At 73.7% G+C, this 4,101-nt stretch carries 3 protein-coding genes; 2 read left to right on the top strand and 1 reads right to left on the bottom strand.

Annotated elements, in window-relative coordinates:
• Positions 1 to 223 precede the first annotated feature (223 nt).
• Both ACFYOH_RS44430 and ACFYOH_RS44425 read left to right on the top strand, forming a co-directional pair.
• Positions 224 to 1,249, top strand: a complete 1,026-nt coding sequence (locus ACFYOH_RS44430; protein ID WP_388637967.1) for a hypothetical protein — start codon at positions 224 to 226, stop codon at positions 1,247 to 1,249.
• A 155-nt stretch (positions 1,250 to 1,404) separates the two neighbouring features.
• Positions 1,405 to 2,958 (top strand): N,N-dimethylformamidase beta subunit family domain-containing protein, encoded by a 1,554-nt coding sequence (locus tag ACFYOH_RS44425; RefSeq protein WP_388637963.1) that lies wholly within the window; start codon positions 1,405 to 1,407, stop codon positions 2,956 to 2,958.
• Positions 2,959 to 2,999: 41 nt separating this feature from the next.
• Here the strand turns inward: ACFYOH_RS44425 and ACFYOH_RS44420 are convergent.
• A partial coding sequence (locus ACFYOH_RS44420) for an RNA-guided endonuclease InsQ/TnpB family protein (RefSeq protein ID WP_388637960.1) occupies positions 3,000 to 4,101 on the bottom strand: 1,102 nt, incomplete at its 5' end.

The following is a 4,101-nucleotide window of genomic DNA, read 5'->3' as shown; positions in this document are numbered from 1 at the left end:
TGCACACCACCGACAACACAGCGAACTCCGCCGCTACGCGGCTCCGCGCCAGGGATGAGCCAACCCAGTCCTGAAGGGGACGCGGCTTGCGCTCAAGAGATCCGGCCAAGCATGCCGAGGACGCTACCGCCTCCCTCGGACGGCTGACAGCGCGAGGTCGACGCCCGTGCCCGCCCGTGCCCGCTCGCGCTCGCCGCCCCCGTGCCGCGCGACACTGGGCCGTATGACCCGGACTCGTGTGCCCGCCGCTCCCCCGCCCGGCCGCCGTACCGTGCTGGCGGCCCTCGCCGGTGCCGCGCTCGGCGCTGCGGGCTGTTCCGGCCGTAGGGCCCCGGCCGAACACCCGTCCCATACGCCCACTGCCGCACACCCGTCCCAGCGGTCCTCGACCGGCACCGGATCGCCGTCGCCCTCCCCCGCCCTGCCGCGCACCACCCCTTGGCGGCCCACGTCCGCCGAGGTCCAACCGGCCGCGAAACTGCGCGCCGTGCAGCTGGTGGAGGCGATCGGCGCCTGGGCCGGCGGGCACGGCGGCGCGGCGGCGGCACGGGCCAGGGTCGCGGCGCTCGGCCTGCCGACGGCACTGGCCGGCCAGGCCGGGCCGCTGCTGCCGACGGCCGACCAGGCGGCGCTGCAGGTAGTGGACGCCCAGTACGGCGGGATTCTGTCCCGGTCGGCCAGCGTGCTGGTGGTGTGCCGGCAGTGGACCCGGCGCGCCGGCACGGTGAGCGCCGGGGGGACGACGGTCGACGTGCGCCTCTCCCGGTCGGGGGCGGGCTGGACGGTCGACGCCCTGCATCCGGCGCGCCCGGGGCCGGCCGCCCGGTCGCCTGCGCCGGACATCCGGAGCGTGCTGTCCGACGACCGGATCGTGCTGCCGCCCGCCGCCGTGGCCGACCTGCGCAGTGGTCAGGTGCACACCAGTGTGGCGAAGGCGATGCTCGCGCTGGCGCGGACGTACCGGCTGGAGGTGAGCGTCGTCCGCTCCGGGCATCCGCTGAACGTGTTCGGCACCGGCCGGCCCAGCGACCATCCGCGGGGCCGGGCCTTCGACGTGTGGCGCATCGACGGCCACGCGGTCGTCGACCCGGCGACCCCCCGGAGCCTGATCGAGCGGTTCATGCGGGACGCGGCGGCCGCCGGGTCGTACAACGTGGGCGGTCCGGTACTGCTGTCGGGCGGCGGTGCCGGTCAGTTCTTCAGCGACGCCACCCATCACGACCATGTGCACATCGGCTTCCGCACCTGACCGCGCCCCACGGCATCACCCGTTCGGCCGTATCGCCGCCGGCCCGGCCACACGCGCTCGCGCGGCCTGCCGACCGGTGTTCCCGCGACTCTCGCGGGTTGCGCAGGCCGCGCGGGCGCCGGAACGCTGGAGCCGACACACATCCGGGAGGTGCAGTGGCTCCGGCGCACGACACCACGCCGTCGGACGGCCTCGGCCGCCGGCGTTTCCTCGTCCTGTCCGCGGGGCTGGGCCTGGGCACGGCGGCCGCGTGCACGGCGGCACCGCCGCATCCGCACTCCACCGCGGCTCCGGCCGGGCGGCTGCGGCCCGAGGCGGAGCGGGACGCCCCGGGCACCGCCGACTGGCGTCTGGCCTCCACCGGCCCGCCGGACGCGGTGGCCGGCTACACGGACCGGGTGAGTGTGACCCCGGGCGAGCAGTTCGGCCTGCATGTGTCCACCACCGCCGCCGCGTTCCGGGTCTCGGCGTTCCGGGTCGGCTGGTACGGCGGCAAGCAGGCCCGCAGGATTTGGGCGTCCGGGCGCATACCCGGCCGCGCCCAGCCCGCGCCGCGCGTGCTGTCCGCGACCCGCACGGTGCTCGCCGACTGGCCGGTGACGCTGCCGGTGGACACCTCGGGCTGGCCCGAGGGCGCCTATCTGCTGCGGCTGGAGGCGGACACCGGCCACCAGCGGTACGTTCCGCTGATCGTCCGCTCCACCGACGGCACGGGCCGTACGGTCCTGCTGCACGCCCCGGCCACCTGGCAGGCGTACAACCGCTGGGGCGGCAGCAGCCTCTACAACGGCGCGTCCGGAGCCTATGCCACCCGCTCGCTCGCGGTGAGCTTCGACCGCCCCTACGACGGTGAGGGCGCCGAGAAGTTCCAGGTGTACGAGTGGGCGCTGGTGGTACTGGCCGAGCGGCTCGGCATCCCGCTCGCCTACACCACCGGCATGGACGTGCACCGGGACCCCGCGGTGCTGCGCGGCGCGCACGCCGTCGTCTGCCTGGGCCACGACGAGTACTGGACGCCGGAGCAGCGGGCCCATGTGACCGCCGCCCGGGACGCCGGTACGAACCTCGCCTTCCTCGGCGCGAACACCTGCTTCCGCCGGGTCCGGCTGGAGGCCGGGGAGAGTGCGGACAACCGTACGGTGGTCTGCTACAAGACCGCCTACCGCGCCGACCCCTGCTACGGCTCACAGCCGGCCCTGGTGACCACCGACTACCGTCTCCCGCCCGCCGCGGATCCGGAGTCCTCCCTGACCGGCGTGCTCTACGAGGGCTATCCGGTCGACGCCCCCTATGTCGTCGGGGCCGCCGACCACTGGCTGTACGAGGGCACCGGCGCCCGCTCCGGCGACGCCTTCGCCCATCTCGTCGGTGTGGAGTACGACCGGATCACCCCCGGCGCTCCCACCCCGGAGCCGCTGGAGATCATCGCGCACTCCCCGCTGGTCTGCGGCGGGCGGGCCAGCCACAGCGACACGGCGTACTACACGGCCTCCAGTGGCGCCGGCGTGTTCGCGAGCGGCACCATGCGCTGGGTGGAGGGCCTGGTGGCCGGGACCGGCATGCTGGGGCGCGACCACGGCATGGACGCCCGTACCCGCGCCTTCGTGACCCGCACCACGGAGAACCTCCTGCGCACCTTCGCGAAGGGCCCCGCGGCCCGGCACGCCCCGCCGCCGCGCGCCAACGTCCGCTCGGTGTACGGGACCTGACGTCGTTGACTTCCTCCCCGGGCTGAAGCCCGGGGCTTCCCCTATGAGGGGGTTCGGCCGGTCGCCCGGCCTACGGGTTCCTGCTTCACGGACCGGCTGGTGCCGAGGTCTCCACAGGCCGAGACCGCATGTCCTGCGGCCTTGATGTTCTTCGCGGCGTTCACGTCGGCATGGTCGCGGTGTCCGCAGCCCTGGGCTTTGCACCAAAAGACCGCTTGGCTCTCACGGTTTTCTCCGGTGACGAAGCCGCAGGCGGAGCACCGCTGCGACGTGTACGCGGGGTTGACCTTCACCACGCGCGTGCCCGTGGACCGGGCGGCGTTGGCAAGGGCGAGTTCGAGGCGGTGCCACCCCTTGTCCAGGATGGCCCGGTTGAGCCCCGCCTTCTGGCGGACGTTGCGGCCGGCCTCGGCCACGGTGCCGGACACGCTGGCGGACATGTTCTTGATCCGCAGGTCTTCGAGGACCACCAGGGCGTTCTTCGCGACGATCCGGACGGCGGTCTGCGCGCAGAAGTCCCCACGCCGGTTGGACACCCGGGACATGATCCGGCCCATGGCCGTGATCGTCTTGTGACGGTTCGCACTGCCACGCTTCGACCGGGCGAGGCGCTGCTCAAGCCGCCGGTACCGGACGATCTCGCCGGCCGTGATGAACGGCCGGTCGTAAAAGTCGCCGTCCGAGGTGACGACGGCGGTCCTGACCCCCCGGTCGATGCCCACGGCGGTACCGGGCACGGCGTGCTCCACGCAAGTGGCAGCCTGGTCGTCCACGAGGAACGACACAAACCACCGACCACCCTTGCGGGACACGGTCGCGGAACGGATCTCACCGCCCAGGGGACGGGACCAGCGGAACCGGACCCAGCCCAGCTTCGGCAGCCTGACCCGGCCCCACTTGCGCCCCAGCCGCTCCACGCCGATCTGCTTGGCGTCGGGAAACCTGAACGACGGCGACCAACGCGCCTTCGACCGCCACCGCACCGTGAACGTGCCGTGATCCCGGCAGGCCCGGTCCAGATCCTTCAGCGTCTGCTGCAACGCGTGCGACGGAGCCGCCCTCAACCACGGATGCTCACCCTTGGCGTCGGCCAGCTCGGCACACTGCGGCGCATAGTTCATCCACGCCCCGCGCCGCCGGTAT

The sequence above is a fragment of the Streptomyces sp. NPDC007856 genome, from assembly GCF_042868225.1.
Lineage (GTDB): Bacteria > Actinomycetota > Actinomycetes > Streptomycetales > Streptomycetaceae > Streptomyces.
The sequence above is the reverse complement of the archived record's forward strand: the minus strand, read 5'-3'. Positions and strand labels throughout refer to the sequence as shown.